Raw genomic sequence first — 12,688 nt, 5'->3', positions numbered from 1 at the left:
GATCTTCATGAGCAGACACCGCTCTACACGGTCCGTCTAATAGGCTCGCCGTGTAGAGGCTTGTGCTGGCCCTTTCAGAACGCCCTCAGCTTCCTAGCTTTCAGACGAAGGTGTACGAGCAGACCTTGTTGCCCGCCGGATCACGCAGGTAGGCCGCATAGGCACCCGGCAGGTGGCCACGCGGGCCAGGCTGGCCCTCGTCGGTGCCGCCTGCGGCAAGGCCGGCGGCGTGGAAGGCATCCACTTCGGCGGGAGTGGCGGCCGCAAAGCCGACCGTCACGCCGTTGCTCGAAGGCGCTTCACCATTGCCCGGACGGGCGATGATGAAAGCCGGCTTTTCGCGACCGAAAAGCACCCATCCGTTGCCGAAAGGACCGAGGTTCTTGATGCCGAGAGCACCCAGGGCGGCGTCGTAGAACGCGGCCGACTTCTGGACGTCGGCGGCGCCGATGAAGACGTGCGAGAAGATGCCGTCGCCGGAAATGACAGGAGTGGACATGGTTAGTTTCCTTGATGGTTGGTGTTGAATGGATAGTGGGTGATCAGTAGTGGATCACCGTGCGAATCGACTTGCCTTCATGCATCAGGTCGAAGGCGTGGTTGATCTCGTCGAGACCCATGGTGTGGGTGACGAACGGGGCGAGATCGATCTCGCCTTTCATTGCGTCTTCCACCATGCCCGGAAGTTGGGTACGCCCCTTGACCCCGCCGAAAGCAGAGCCCTTCCAAGTCCGGCCGGTGACCAACTGGAACGGACGGGTCGAGATTTCCTTGCCGGCACCGGCGACACCGATGACGATCGACTGGCCCCAGCCACGATGGGCAGCTTCCAGAGCCGAACGCATCACGTTGACGTTGCCGATGCACTCGAAGGTGTGATCGACACCCCAGCCGGTCATCTCGATGAGAACCTCGTGAATCGGCTTGTCGAAGTCCTTCGGATTGAGGCATTCGGTCGCGCCGAAGGTACGAGCCAGCTCGAACTTCGCCGGATTGGTATCGATGGCGATGATGCGGCCCGCTTTGGCCTGGCGTGCACCCTGAATCGCGGCGAGACCGATGCCGCCGAGGCCGAAGATGGCCACCGAGTCGCCCGGCTGCACTTTGGCCGTGTTGTGCACGGCGCCGATGCCGGTGGTCACGCCGCAGCCCAGCAGGCAGACGTGCTCGGGATTGGCGTCCGGGTTGATCTTGGCCAGCGAGACTTCGGCGACGACCGTGTATTCGCTGAAGGTCGAGCAGCCCATGTAGTGGTAAAGCGGCTGACCGTTGTACGAGAAGCGAGTCGTACCATCGGGCATCAGCCCCTTACCCTGGGTTGCACGAACCGCGACACACAGGTTGGTCTTGCCGGACTTGCAGAACAGGCACTCGCCGCACTCGGCGGTATAGAGGGGAATGACGTGATCGCCAGGCTTCACGCTGGTCACACCTTCACCCACCTCCACGACGATACCCGCACCTTCATGACCCAGCACGACCGGGAAGAGACCTTCGGGGTCGTCGCCCGACAGGGTGAAGGCGTCGGTATGGCAAACGCCGGTGTTCGTGATCTTGATGAGCACCTCGCCCTTGCGCGGCGGCTCGACGTCGATCTCGACGATTTCCAGCGGCTTTCCTGGCCCGAAGGCAACTGCTGCACGTGATTTCATGATGTCGCTTCCTTTACTAGCTAACTAAATTTGCCCTCACCGAGGGCACCCTGGTGCCTCTACCGCAGATAGGAGCGGACGATAGAGATGGTCTCGTCAATGGACTTGTTCTGCGAATCGCTCCTGATTTCGCTACTGGGAAACTCTTCCCGCAGATAGCTCTCCAGAACCGTTGCCATCAATCCGTTGACTGCCCCACGAACGGCCGCAAGCTGCTGAAGAATTGCAGGACATTCCGCACCTGCATCAAGCGCTTGCTCAAGAGTCGCTACCTGACCTTTGATGCGCCTGATGCGCGTCAGTGCTTGCTTCTTTTCTTCCGGGCTGTGTGGCATCGAACACCTCTCTACTTGGGTACACCGCCGCATTATACAATACTCCCCCATAGTATATGCGGCCGAACTTCGCCACAAAATCTGTGCTCTTCGAGCACGCTTACAGGCTAGTACAGATTTGTTCCCAAGAAGCGCAAAACATTCAAATTAATGAATATTTCTTGCATGTATCGACAGCATCGGGGCAAGTTCAAAACTGGTCAAACTGGAAAAATCTATGCGCAGATAGACGTGGCCTATCTAAGCCGACTCATCGAACTGAAGCTAACAAGATGAGACCGGCTAGGCGACCTGACGACCCGAATACCGAGCCTTCCGCAGTGCAGGCAACATCTGGCCGTCCCAGTCACGATCGACCGCAACCTGGGCCTGTTCCTGGTTTCGTTCGAGTGCTTCAACGTCAAGATCACCGATCGCCCATGTCTGCGTGCCGCAAGTCGTCGCGAGAATGCCATCATCCGGGAATCCACGATCCATTGGTGCATAGATCGTGGCCTCGCCAGTGTTCGTGTCCAACGCCGGACTCCAGTCAGCAGCTCCGGTCGTCACGGCCTGCGCGATGAACATTCGGTTCTCCAGCGCCCGCGCCATGCAGCCCACACGGACCCGGGTTGCACCTGCTTGGGTGTCGGTACAGCTCGGGACCAGCAGCAGGCGCACTCCCGCCTCTCTCTGGGCTCGCACGGGCAATGGAAACTCACTGTCATAGCAAACAGCGATGCCGGCACGCACACCGTTCAGGTCGAACACCTTGAGTTCGTCGCCACCTTCGATGACGCCGGTGTCCTTCTCGAACCCCGTCAACTGCAGTTTGTCCTGGTAGTCGCGTGTACCGTCAGGCGCAAACCACCAAGCTCGGTTGCGGTAGCGGTCCAAACCAACCTGGGTCAAAAACGTACCGGCCTGAATGGTCATGCACAACTCGCGCGACAGGTCGGCATACAGTGCCAGCCAAGCAGGCTGCAAGGCCTGCAGCGCGGCCAGAGAGGCGTTGAAATCACGGCGGATGCTAGGCTTGAACGTTGCAGCCAGTTCGAGGGATAGATACTCGGGCAACACGGCCAGTTCCGCTCCGCCACGGCGCGCCTCCTCCAGAACCAGTCGCTGCCGCGCAGCAAATGCCTCGAAGTCCGTCGGCTTACCCACTGCATATTTCGCAACTGCTACTTTCACTTCGCGTTCTCCAGAGAGTGCAGCCACATCGTGAGCGTCTGCTCGGTTTCGGTCGGCTCACCCACCTCCTTCCAGGGCAGCGTAACCTTCATGTCCGACTGTCGCACGTAGCCACGACGGGTCCAGAAGGCATCATTACTGCGGTAGTTGGAAGGACGCCGGGGATCGTCGTCTGCTCGATCCACCGACGCGAACGATGTCCACTGCATGCCGCCCAACGAACGGGCATGCGCTTCGCGTTCGTCAAAGAAGCGATGGCCCAGGCCAAGGCCCCGAAAGGCTGGGAGCAGGACTGATTCGCCGCAGTAAAACACTGCCTCCATCGGGATTCCTCGATCGGCGAACGGTACCTGGAAGGCCGGCTCCGTATCGCCGAGCGGCAACCCCGTGGACGCACCCACAACCACGTCATCAGCGAGCACGAGCACCAACAGGCTGTCTGCCGAACGGGCGTACATGGAAAGGTAGTGCTTCTCGTATTCGATGTCGCCCTCGTACAGGTATGGAAAGCTGCGGAAGACCTTCGCCCGCAGATGTGCCACGGTGTCGAACCATTCGGCAATGTCCGGCCCACGACGAACCAGCACCTGCACGTCGCTGGTCATTTCAGGCGTCCCCTCCGACCTGTGCGATCCAGTCGCCGAGGTTGTAGTAGTTGGTGACACGAGCGATCTTGCCATCGCGGATCTCGAAGAACGCGCCACCCGGCAGCACGTAGCGCTGGCCCTGGGCGTCCGGCAGCCCGTCGTCCGTCACCTTGTATTCGCCATGCACCACGTACTCCGCGCCTGCGCGCAGGCCGTCGGCGCTGACCATCACCACGATCCCGCGGAGTTGCTCGCCATAGCAGCGGTCCATGCGCTGCAGGAAGGCGCGGAAGGCTTCGCGACCGACCTCACGAGCGCCCTGGTTCAAATCGTGCGCGACGTCATCGGTCAACATTGACAGCATGGCCTCGCGGTCACCGCGGTTGAAGGCGTCGTAGTAGGCAGTGATGAGAGTCGCAGCGTTCATTCGCGTTCCTTGTTGGGTTGTTCGGAGCGGAGCATTCCGGGGTGCTGTCAGTCTGGGCAACCGCGCCTCCCTTGTATATGGAATTGTTGCGATTTTATAATTCCACCATCTGGAACAATTAACGAGCGGCGAAACCGACCATGAGGCGTGCGTCATGAACAAGGAAATGGAACTACTGCGCATCTTTCGGGTGGCGGCCGAAAGCAGCAGTTTTCGCGATGCAGCCGTCCGGCTGGGGACTTCTCCGCAAGGTGTCACCCGTGCCATCCAGCAACTGGAGCAACACTACGGCGAGGTGTTGTTTCATCGAAGCACGCGCCAGGTGCGCATCACCGCCTTCGGCGAAGGGCTGTTAGACCAGGTGCGCCCGGCATTGGAGCGGTTCGAGGATCTGTGGCGAACGCCTGGCTCCGACCAGCAGGCATCCCTGTCCGGTACGGTTCGCATCACCGCACCGCACAGCTTGGGCACCAGAGCGGTGCTGCCGGCACTGGAGCGCGTGGCCGCGCGTCATCCCGACATCACGCTGGATGTGCGCCTGTCCGATCGCATCAGCAATACGGTTGACGAAGGGATTGACGTCGGAATCAGGGTCGGATTCATGCGTGATAGCCGCTTCGTCGCACGCAAGGCAGCCGACATGAAACTTCCGATCGTTGCCGCTCCGCGCCTGATCAAGAAAGTGGGCGTACCTGAAAACATCGATGCGCTAAGCAGCCTGCCAGCTACCGTGGCCTTGGATATCAATACCGGCCGTCCCTGGCCTTGGCACTTCAAGGCGGGACGCCAGTGGACACCTGCCGCACCCACTCTCGTCGCCGACAATGCCGACATGGAAATGGGAGCGGCGCTGGCCGGGATCGCGTTCGCGCAACTGGCGGACTACATGGCCGCCCCCTACATTGCCAGCGGGAAGCTCGTGCGAGTGTTGGAGAGCGAAGAACCTCCGGCATGGGGGTTGTACGTCTATCGGCCTCAGCGTGGCCCCATTCCGGGAAGGGTTCGAGCGGTATTTGATGAAATGCTGGTCGCCGTTGGATCGTTGCCAGCTTTGCGCTGACACGTCGCAAGACACTGAAAGGCACACGCCCTGGAAAGCGGGGCACTGAGCCTTGGCGGCTCGCCCCTCCGGTTGAATGATGAGCCGACCGTCTGCCCGCTTGCGCCAGGTGCAGATCGGTCGGCCATGCAACCCTATGCCGGCAAACGATTAGATGTAAATGAATTGCCGGTACAAACCATCCAACTGACGACGAATATCTTCGACGCGCTGCTCGTCACCGGTATCGGTAAATTCGAGTAGCTGCTGTTCCTTGGCAGTGATCTGATCGCAAAGGTCGGACAAATTCTCGCAGAAAGCCTCGGAGTGAACGGTGGGCTCCTCCGTATTCGTCTCTTCTCCTGCTAGTTTTCGCACAGACGAGGCCGGAGAAATCCCATTTTCCTCGTTAAAGGCAATTTGAAGCTGCCTGCGCCTATTGGTTTCATCGATCGCCTGTTTCATCGCCGGAGTCACCGCGTCGGCGTACAAGATCGCCTTGCCGTTTTCATTCCGAGCGACTCGACCTATCATCTGAATGAGAGCATGGGCCGAACGCAAGAATCCTGCACGGTCTGCATCGAGAATAGCAACCAATGATGCCTCTGGAATATCCAGCCCTTCGCGCAAAAGACTAATCCCAATCAAAACATCGAACTCTCCTGCGCGCAGGCCATTGATGATCTCAACACGATCCTCCGCTTTTATGTCCGAATGCATGTAGCGCGCTCGAATCCCGTTGTCCGTCAAGAAATCCGTTAGCTCTTCTGCACTGACCTTCGTCAGCGTAGTCACGAGCACGCGATTTTTCTTCTTCACGCACTTCGATATTTCGGCAAGCAGGTCATCTATGTATCCGTCCGCTTTCCGCACCTCAACCTTGGGATCAAGCAGTCCCGTTGGTCTGATAACTTGTTCGACAACCCTGTCTTTCGACACCCTCAGCTCGTAGTCTCCCGGAGTAGCGGAAACAAAGATGGTCTGAGGCTTGACCTTCTCAAATTCACCAAAGTTCAACGGGCGATTGTTCTTAGACGAAGGCAAGCGGAACCCGTAATCTATCAACGTCTCCTTGCGCGCCTGATCCCCCCGGTACATTGCGGATATCTGTGGCACCATGACGTGGGATTCATCGACGAACAGAAGCCCATCTTTCGGCAGGTAATCCAGCAATGTGATCGGAGGCGAGGCCGGGTCCCGTTCGCTGAAGTAGCAGGAATAATTTTCCATGCCCGAACAATAGCCTACCTCGCGCATCATCTCCACGTCATGCGTGATCCGCTCGTACAGCCTGTTTGCCTCGACCAAGCGATTATTCCTGTTCAGCTCGGCAACCCGCTCTTCCATATCAGCGAGTATCTTCTTGGACGCGGAATCTATTTTATTCGTGGGCGGTGCAAAAAGCGTCTTTGGCGAAACCAAGTAATGGTCAATTGCCCCAAGCGTTTTACCTGTAACAGGGTCTAGCCATTGAACAGACGCAACAGAGTCATCCAGCAGTTCCACCCGAACTGCCCTATGCTCGGAATCAGCAGGAAAGATATCGATCACATCACCTTGAGCGCGAAACGTTGCACGTTTGAGAGTGCGCTCAGTGCGATCATATTGCAGCAGAGCCAAACGACGAATCAGCTCTCTCTGGTTTAGTTTGACCCCAGGGGACAGAGCGATCTGCAACGCTCGGTACGCATCCGGGTCACCCAGGCCGTAGATTGAAGACACCGAAGCGACGACGATCACATCGCGGCGCTCAATCAAGGATTTGGTCGTGGACAGGCGTAGGCGCTCAAGGTGATCGTTGATGGCCGAGTCCTTTGGAATGAAACGATCGGTGCCCGGCATATAAATCTCGGGCTGAAAATAATCGTAGTAGGAAACGAAGTACTCGACAGCATTCTCAGGAAAGAAGTGCTTCATTTCACCATAAAGCTGCGCGGTCAATGTCTTGTTAGGAGCCAAGATCAACGTGGGCCGCTTCAGACGATGAATCACATTGGCCATCGTAAAGGTCTTACCAGAGCCGGTGATACCCTTCAGCGTCTGGTGTGTCGCACCTTCTTCTATGTCCGATAGCAGGCGCGCTATCGCCTCTGGCTGGTCCCCCGCCGGCGTATAGCTGGAGTGCAGAATGAACGTACCGGTTGACATTAGATATCTCCTAATTGAGCTACTTCAATTTGTCCTGATGTATCGGCTATTTCGGAAGACCTATAGCAGTACCAAACTGGGGTGTAAATGACGGCGATCCTGCCACGCCCCACCTGGGCGTAGGCGTCGCCAACATGATAGCCCAACACACGGGCGGGCTTCCCAGTGCATATCCGCCGAGCGCCACGACGTCAGCCAGCGGCCCGTCTGCCAATGCACCTGGAGCTACTCGCCTCGTTCAGCGCCGACATCGAGTCGTGGCGGGCGAGATTGCTCTGTACGCCCCATGTGTGGCGGCGGCTCCCGCCGATGCGCGCCTTTGCCTCTCTCAGCCATCAAGACGAGACGCCGGAGGCGTGGAGCTACGTCACCTGCTAAAGATGCACGATCTCAACATTCGGCCATTTGCCTGCAAGGTACTCGGCCACTAGCCTCCGATGGCAGTGATGGGGCTTGTCTTCGCTGCAAAGCAGGCAACTGTTATCAATCTTTTCTTTATCGATTGACTCAATCTTTCGGGACGACATTAAATCCAGAAACTTCCTCGCGTAGATATCCCAATCTCCCCCTTTTATTTTATATGCCTCGAACATGTCCTTGGTTGGAGCAAGTGCTGGCAGGTGCTCATATTCCATCCCACACAACGCCTCGGAAAAATACCGAAGATCCTCGCGCTTTGCGAAGCCGGCCAATTGCGAAACATTATTCAGACGAACATCGACTAGGCGTTTGGCACCAGAATCACCTAATTTGGTGAAGAAGGATCGCGCGGAGGTCTTAGTGAATCCAATCGTGAATATCTTCATCTGCCTTACTCCACTCGTTCCTTCATCCATAAATGGCTGTTATTGATCTGCCGCCAGGTACGCCCGTCAATCGCAGCCAAGGAAACGCCGGGGGCATGGCGTACTAGCTACTCCACAACGGCCACGGCAGGCTCCATTCTCTGGCCGCTTCAACGACTCGCGGCCACGACCCGAGCAGCTCAAGAGCTTAGCACCGCCTTTTGCGGTTGCGTGCTTCACCACTCCCGCTTCTTCCCTTCCAGAACGCGCCAACTGCTAAGCTACATGAGGACGACTCGCCCTACAGCGCGAAGCACCTGTGTTCGCGCTATTGGCTGTCCCGTGCGTTGTGGTGCTGGCCGCCGATGACGAGCCGAGCCTACTGAATGGGCACTGCGCACAACAGCCTTTCATGCGTGCCACCTGCGTGATCAAGGTTGAACGCAGATCGAAGCGTGCACAGGTTTTTTCATAAAAGTATAAAATTCAATCAACTCTATCAGAAGAAAATCTATGATCGTAAGAAACTTTGAATACTTGCTTGCTTTGCACCGTGAAGGCCATTTTGGCAACGCGGCAAAAAGCTGCAATGTTTCTCAGCCGACACTCTCCGCGGGCATCAAGCAATTGGAGGAAGACATGGGTGTCGAGATCGTGCGTCATGGCCGACGCTACGACGGGCTCACTTCTGAAGGAATGCGCGTACTGTCTTGGGCTCAGCAGATGTATGACGACTGCAAAGGACTGGAGCGAGAAATCTCCGCACTACGGCGGGGTATAGAGGGGAAATTCCGGCTAGGGATACTCCCAGGAACTGCCGGCGTAGCACCCACATTAAGCATCGCCCTTGCCGAAAAAACACCTTTACTTCAACAATCAATTCTGGTCTCCGGCGCTTCTTCCCTGCTGCAGGCGATTCGAGAAAACAATCTGGATATCGCACTCATGCATTTGGAGGATATTCCAGGGGAAGACTTCGATACTCACCTTCTGTACCGTGAACGCATTTTCCTTTTTCACGCCGCTAGAACACAGCAACCCCGAAGCACAACGTGGGACCATGTTCTTAATAGACAACTGTGCCTGCTGAACTCGGCAGTACCTGAATCCATTCAAGATAGACTGACGCAATGTACCGCACAGACTATTCGCACTGATTCAATTGACGTGCTATCGGCACACGTGGCGACAGGAAAATATTCGGCAGTTCTTCCGCAATCTCTCGCCGGCCAACTCGCACACATTCCGAATCTCCACGCAATCGGTATCAGTGGACCAATGTCACACTCAAATGTCGGATTCGTTGCTGGGAAAAATGCGTTCGAGGCACCGTCATCGCACGCATTGCTCGAAATGGTGCACACCCCAGAACTGGCCGCCGCTCTTCAATCCGTTATATCGATCCATCGTCGGTTCCAGCCCAAAGCAGACTCATCCCAAAGCCCCTTGAAATAGCGAGTCTCGAAGAGCAACGCTGTATTGCTTCAACCAGGCAAAGATGGCAGGCACGCCGTGTGCGCCGCTAACAGGCGCCACGTGCTGAGCAACCCATCGAAGGCCACCAGGTCTAGGGGCAACACGGGCGACAGGAGTACCTGCTGCATGCGGCCTCCTCATGTCTCGCTGGGTCAAGCTGACTATTCCTAGATCAAGCTAGGAGGCGCGATGTAGTGATGATCGTTGTCCTCTCCCAGCTAGGAGACGAGCACGGCTCGACGAGCCCGTGTAGATAGATCGTGTCTATCTGCACATAGATTATTCCAGTTTGACCACTTCTGAGCTTGATCCGATGCTGTCAAGACCGCAGAAGGAGACGCGGCCAACGGCTAGGCAGTACCACGATCGTTCTTCTTGACAGCGGTAAGTCTCGTTTCCCACTTCGATTTAGAAGATGGAAACATTAACGCACAGAGGTGACGAAATGACTCCGACCGGTAACCGAATCGTGACTTTCGAGAAGCCCTTGGAAATGAAGGTCAACACCTTCAAATTTCCAGAGCTGATAACCCCTCAAGGGAAAAGTGCACCCCACGGCGCTATCCTCAAAATAGTTACCACAAATATCTGTGGCAGCGACCTTCACATTTATCGCGGTTCGTTTGCTGTTCCCAAGGGAATGACCATGGGCCATGAAATGACCGGCGAAGTGATCGAAGTGGGATCAGACGTCGAAGTCGTGAAGAAGGGCGACATCGTTTCCGTCCCCTTCAATGTGGGTTGTGGGCGTTGCTACAACTGCAAGCATATGCGCTCCGATGTATGCGAGAACACCAACCCCGAAATCGACTGCGGAGCCTACGGGTTCAACCTCGGTGGCTGGACGGGGGGCCAAGGTGATTATCTCTTCGTACCGTATGCGGATTTCAATCTCCTGCGCTTTCCTGACAAGGATGCCGCCATGGAAAAGATCCGCGACCTGACCCTTCTCTCTGACGTACTACCCACAGCTTTCCATGGGTTCGCTGGCCCTGATTGGCCAGCCGCACCGGCCTACGTCGTCGGCGAAAACATCCTGATCTTCGGTGCCGGGCCGGTCGGCAGAGCGGGTGCCGCCTGCGCCAGACTTCTGGGTGCAGGCGCCATCATCGTTGCCGATTACATTCAAGAGCGGCTGGACCTTCTCAAGCCACACGGCGTGGAAACCATCAACCTTTCCGACGGCGTGCCGATCGAGGAACATCTCGAACGCATTACCGGGCACAGGGAGGTGGATCGCGTCATCGACTATGTTGGTGTGGACTGCCGCGGGTTTGGCGCGGAGGCTGACAAGATCGTGGAGAGCGCTGTTACCAACGCAATGCTCAAATATGTCCGCTTCGGCGGAATGACCAGCACGGTCGGTGTGTACTGCGCAAACCCGATCTCGAAAGACCCGAAAGCCAAGAAAGGCCATATGGATCTGGAATGGTCCAACGCCTGGATCAAGTCGCCGCGAATGTCGGCTGGTCAATCCCCGACGGCCAATTACAACCACGCGTTAATGCGGGCGATACTGAACGATCGCATGCCTTACCTTTCGCCGATGATGAACACTAAGTTCATCAAGCTCGAAGACGCGCCCGCCGCGTACAAAGAGTTCGACGCGGGTTCTGCATACAAGTACGTCATCGACCCGCATGGTTCAGTGCGGCAGTAAGTATCCGGCGCGGGCTACGCATCAGGATGTCTCACACTTTCTGGTGAGAGACATTCTGGCTCCTCTAGTCTCCGGCCAGCAACTGAAGCCGGCGAATATTTTCGCCGGCATTTGTCTGCTGCCCCAAGGCGTTGTGATTTTGACGGGGTGCTTGCCTTGGCTCGGGCCAGGAGCAGAACCTCAGCAATCCGCAGGTGATGATCAACCGCAGGCGTGTTCGAGCGCCTGGTTCGCAATCGGTCAAGGGTCGGACGGAGAAGATGCGCGGCATCCATTGATGTGCGTGGCTGAACATAGCCTTCGCCTGATCCTGACCACCCCACGGACTTGATCAGTCTCGCCTGGTGTTGTGCCGGCCTCGGGCCATCGCACGATCAGCCCAGCCCTGGCTCATTTAGCCAGAAGTTTCCAAAGACGTGGCCGAACTCGCCGCCGCCGAAATGGCAGTCACTTCTATAGGGAGATAGCACAGTGTTGGATAAGTCGGAACGGGAGGGTGGCCTATGGAGCTGCGCCATCTTCGCTGCTTCGTAGTTCTTGCTGAGGAGCTACATTTCACGCGGGCGGCTGAGCGCTTGCATATCGAACAACCACCGCTATCACGAGCCATCAAGGAACTTGAGGACGAGTTGGGCGTAGTGCTCTTCGACCGAAACCGACGAGGAACAGTTCTGACGGCGGCGGGTGCGGTCTTCTTGCAAGATGTACGCCGTCTATTCACTGTGCTGGAACAGGCTCGTGAAAATGCCAAGGCTGTGGCATCGGGCTTGCGCGGTAGCCTGCGCATCGCAGTATCAGATGGAGCTATCGATCCACGACTGTCGGCATTTCTGGCTCGTTGTCGCGCCGAGGAGCCGGAGATCGAAATACGCTTGTCAGAAGTGCCTCTGGCAGAGCAAGTGCGCGGTTTGCGCTCGGGCGACTTCATGATCGGGTTCGCGCACACGGCCGATGTCGGCGACGGTATCGCTGCCGAGGCAATCTGGCACGACCCGCTGGTGATTGCTGTGCCAGCTCGGCACTCATTGCTCACCTACAAGGAGGTGCCACTTCAAGAACTCCAAGGCCATCCACTTGTCCTGTGCGACCCGCAGGTATGCGAGGGTTATTGCCGCGAACTCAAGCGGCTGCTCAACACGTTGGAGCACAAGCTGAATGTTGTCGAGGAAGTATCCTCACTGGACATGATGCTCACCTTGGTCGGCGCCGGCTACGGCATCGGCTTCATGACGGCGACCAAGATTCCCATCTCTCAACGGCCGGATGTGGTGATCCGCCCCTTGGCGATGGATTCTGCCGTGATCACGACCTACCTGCTTCGGCCCGACGGCAGCAATTTATCGGCTTCGGTAGAGCGATTTGTCGTTCGCCTACGCGACTCATCGGACGGTTGACGGAGCCTGGCA

Annotated in this window: 12 protein-coding genes; 4 read left to right on the top strand and 8 right to left on the bottom strand. The window is 57.1% G+C overall.

Features of this window, described 5'->3' with window-relative positions; translation table 11 throughout:
• Window positions 1-100: 100 nt before the first annotated feature.
• The 6 genes from KL786_RS05295 to KL786_RS05270 all read right to left on the bottom strand — a co-directional run bounded on the left by KL786_RS05295 (window position 101) and on the right by KL786_RS05270 (window position 4,174).
• The gene (locus KL786_RS05295) at window positions 101-499 is read right to left on the bottom strand and encodes a VOC family protein (RefSeq protein WP_009459624.1); all 399 of its coding nucleotides are present in this window, start codon (window positions 497-499) and stop codon (window positions 101-103) included.
• Between the two features lie 43 nt (window positions 500-542).
• Window positions 543-1,652 carry an S-(hydroxymethyl)glutathione dehydrogenase/class III alcohol dehydrogenase gene (locus tag KL786_RS05290; protein ID WP_011871467.1) on the bottom strand — a complete coding sequence of 370 codons (1,110 nt, stop codon included), beginning with the start codon at window positions 1,650-1,652 and terminating at the stop codon, window positions 543-545.
• A 59-nt stretch (window positions 1,653-1,711) separates the two neighbouring features.
• Window positions 1,712-1,987 (bottom strand): formaldehyde-responsive transcriptional repressor FrmR, encoded by a 276-nt coding sequence (gene frmR, locus KL786_RS05285; RefSeq protein ID WP_007182548.1) that lies wholly within the window; start codon window positions 1,985-1,987, stop codon window positions 1,712-1,714.
• A gap of 282 nt (window positions 1,988-2,269) precedes the next feature.
• Window positions 2,270-3,160, bottom strand: a complete 891-nt coding sequence (locus KL786_RS05280) for a carbon-nitrogen hydrolase family protein (protein ID WP_009459621.1) — start codon at window positions 3,158-3,160, stop codon at window positions 2,270-2,272.
• Window positions 3,157-3,765 (bottom strand): GNAT family acetyltransferase, encoded by a 609-nt coding sequence (locus KL786_RS05275; protein WP_009459619.1) that lies wholly within the window; start codon window positions 3,763-3,765, stop codon window positions 3,157-3,159. The genes KL786_RS05280 and KL786_RS05275 overlap by 4 nt, the downstream gene beginning before the upstream one ends.
• A 1-nt stretch (window position 3,766) precedes the next feature.
• Window positions 3,767-4,174 (bottom strand): ketosteroid isomerase-related protein, encoded by a 408-nt coding sequence (locus KL786_RS05270; RefSeq protein ID WP_009459611.1) that lies wholly within the window; start codon window positions 4,172-4,174, stop codon window positions 3,767-3,769.
• Window positions 4,175-4,328: 154 nt separating this feature from the next.
• Between KL786_RS05270 and KL786_RS05265 the strand changes: the two genes are divergently transcribed.
• Window positions 4,329-5,234 carry a LysR family transcriptional regulator gene (locus KL786_RS05265; RefSeq protein ID WP_009459605.1) on the top strand — a complete coding sequence of 302 codons (906 nt, stop codon included), beginning with the start codon at window positions 4,329-4,331 and terminating at the stop codon, window positions 5,232-5,234.
• Between the two features lie 150 nt (window positions 5,235-5,384).
• Here KL786_RS05265 and uvrB read toward each other — a convergent pair whose 3' ends face one another.
• A complete protein-coding gene (gene uvrB, locus KL786_RS05260; RefSeq protein ID WP_033946201.1) occupies window positions 5,385-7,361 on the bottom strand; it encodes an excinuclease ABC subunit UvrB in 1,977 nt (658 codons plus the stop codon).
• Between the two features lie 374 nt (window positions 7,362-7,735).
• A complete protein-coding gene (locus tag KL786_RS05255) occupies window positions 7,736-8,167 on the bottom strand; it encodes a DUF488 domain-containing protein (RefSeq protein ID WP_009459601.1) in 432 nt (143 codons plus the stop codon).
• A 492-nt stretch (window positions 8,168-8,659) separates the two neighbouring features.
• Here KL786_RS05255 and KL786_RS05250 point away from each other — a divergent pair, with 492 nt between their 5' ends.
• From KL786_RS05250 to KL786_RS05240, 3 genes are all read left to right on the top strand, one after another.
• Window positions 8,660-9,601: a LysR family transcriptional regulator gene (locus KL786_RS05250; protein ID WP_009459599.1), complete on the top strand. Its 942-nt coding sequence runs from the start codon at window positions 8,660-8,662 to the stop codon at window positions 9,599-9,601.
• A gap of 466 nt (window positions 9,602-10,067) precedes the next feature.
• Window positions 10,068-11,282 (top strand): glutathione-independent formaldehyde dehydrogenase, encoded by a 1,215-nt coding sequence (locus KL786_RS05245; RefSeq protein ID WP_009459598.1) that lies wholly within the window; start codon window positions 10,068-10,070, stop codon window positions 11,280-11,282.
• 503 nt (window positions 11,283-11,785) lie between these two features.
• Window positions 11,786-12,676, top strand: a complete 891-nt coding sequence (locus KL786_RS05240) for a LysR family transcriptional regulator (RefSeq protein WP_019726376.1) — start codon at window positions 11,786-11,788, stop codon at window positions 12,674-12,676.
• Window positions 12,677-12,688 lie beyond the last annotated feature (12 nt).

Origin of the sequence: Pseudomonas sp. TAE6080 (assembly GCF_018732265.1) — a bacterium.
GTDB classification, from domain to species: Bacteria; Pseudomonadota; Gammaproteobacteria; order Pseudomonadales; family Pseudomonadaceae; genus Aquipseudomonas; species Aquipseudomonas brenneri.
Note: the sequence above shows the minus strand (reverse complement) of the source record. Positions and strands in the feature narration are given on the sequence as shown.

What these genes read in the sequence shown, in the direction of transcription:
- KL786_RS05250 (WP_009459599.1), top strand. Translation starts at nt 8,660, where the DNA reads ATGATCGTAAGAAACTTTGAATACTTGCTTGCTTTGCACCGTGAAGGC.
- KL786_RS05265 (WP_009459605.1), top strand. Translation starts at nt 4,329, where the DNA reads ATGAACAAGGAAATGGAACTACTGCGCATCTTTCGGGTGGCGGCCGAA.
- KL786_RS05275 (WP_009459619.1), bottom strand. Translation starts at nt 3,765, where the DNA reads ATGACCAGCGACGTGCAGGTGCTGGTTCGTCGTGGGCCGGACATTGCC.
- KL786_RS05270 (WP_009459611.1), bottom strand. Translation starts at nt 4,174, where the DNA reads ATGAACGCTGCGACTCTCATCACTGCCTACTACGACGCCTTCAACCGC.
- KL786_RS05290 (WP_011871467.1), bottom strand. Translation starts at nt 1,652, where the DNA reads ATGAAATCACGTGCAGCAGTTGCCTTCGGGCCAGGAAAGCCGCTGGAA.
- KL786_RS05240 (WP_019726376.1), top strand. Translation starts at nt 11,786, where the DNA reads ATGGAGCTGCGCCATCTTCGCTGCTTCGTAGTTCTTGCTGAGGAGCTA.
- KL786_RS05255 (WP_009459601.1), bottom strand. Translation starts at nt 8,167, where the DNA reads ATGAAGATATTCACGATTGGATTCACTAAGACCTCCGCGCGATCCTTC.
- frmR (WP_007182548.1), bottom strand. Translation starts at nt 1,987, where the DNA reads ATGCCACACAGCCCGGAAGAAAAGAAGCAAGCACTGACGCGCATCAGG.
- KL786_RS05295 (WP_009459624.1), bottom strand. Translation starts at nt 499, where the DNA reads ATGTCCACTCCTGTCATTTCCGGCGACGGCATCTTCTCGCACGTCTTC.
- KL786_RS05245 (WP_009459598.1), top strand. Translation starts at nt 10,068, where the DNA reads ATGACTCCGACCGGTAACCGAATCGTGACTTTCGAGAAGCCCTTGGAA.
- uvrB (WP_033946201.1), bottom strand. Translation starts at nt 7,361, where the DNA reads ATGTCAACCGGTACGTTCATTCTGCACTCCAGCTATACGCCGGCGGGG.